The following is a 1,021-nucleotide window of genomic DNA, read 5'->3' on the forward strand; positions in this document are numbered from 1 at the left end:
GCTCAGCAGGATGAAATCTCAAGACACTGGCGCGAAGGGGGAATCGTTCAGCTTGATGGGGCGGGCACTCGGGGCACCGGTGCGCCATGTCCGCCCACCGCCGACCCAGACCTTCGGGAAGGGCGGGAGGTTGTGCGGGTTTCGGGTGTGGCGTCCCTCACACAGGGCGTGGCGGCAGGTGTTCCTCCCCCGGTGCCTCAAAGGCATGAATGAACGGCTACGGCAAGCTGCGGCGCTGCACCGAGAAGAGTGGCAAGGCGGTGGACTTCTACCTCCGCCTCGCCGCAGCGATCGTCACGCTCCGCATGCTCATCCGCCGCGCGACGACGCTGTACCGCTGGGACACCCGGCCCACCACCCGCCGCCTCAAGTGATGCCTACTGCCGGTCGGTCTTAGGAGCGTGGGTCAGTAAACAACTCCTGGAATGCCGCGCCTCGTGGTGAAGTGCGGCTACCGAGCGCTGCTCTTGAAAAGGCGTGGCTGCCGGGCAGTCGTGATGCGAAAATCAGTCCGCAACTTGATCCACATCCGCGTCCTGGAGGTCCGTATGGACATCGCCTCGCTGCTGCCGTTGACCACGGCCCGGTTGTCGCTGCGTCTGTTCACTCCCGGCGACGCCGACGACCTGTACGCCTACCAGAGCCTGCCGAGCGTGGCGCGCTACTTGTACCGGCCGGCGCACACGCGTGAGCGCAGCGAGCAGGTTGCCGCCGAGCGCGCGGCGCAGACGGCCTGGCGCGCCGACGGGGACAAGCTGTCGCTCGCTGTCTGCCGACGCGATGAGCCCGGCGTCCTTGGCGAGGTGAGCCTCGGCCTGGCCGATGCCCGCGCCGCCCAGGCCGAGATCGGCTGGACTCTCGACCCAGGTCACCAGGGGCACGGCTACGCGACCGAGGCGGCCGCGGCGCTGGCCGGGTTTGCCTTCGACACGCTGGGCGTGCACCGGCTCTACGCACGGCTGGATGTGGAGAACACCGGGTCTGTGCGGGTCTGTGAGCGCCTCGGGATGCGCCGGGAGGC

The 1,021-nt window shown here is 68.6% G+C and carries 1 protein-coding gene and 1 pseudogene; both read left to right on the forward strand.

What is annotated here, in order from left to right; genetic code table 11:
* Nucleotides 1-197: 197 nt before the first annotated feature.
* Nucleotides 198-374 (forward strand): annotated as a pseudogene (locus tag AB0N06_RS39035) (IS5/IS1182 family transposase); the annotation flags it as partial.
* A 174-nt stretch (nucleotides 375-548) separates the two neighbouring features.
* A partial coding sequence (locus tag AB0N06_RS39040) for a GNAT family N-acetyltransferase (protein ID WP_366139402.1) occupies nucleotides 549-1,021 on the forward strand: 473 nt, incomplete at its 3' end.

The sequence above is a fragment of the Streptomyces sp. NPDC051020 genome (assembly GCF_040683105.1).
GTDB lineage: Bacteria > Actinomycetota > Actinomycetes > Streptomycetales > Streptomycetaceae > Streptomyces.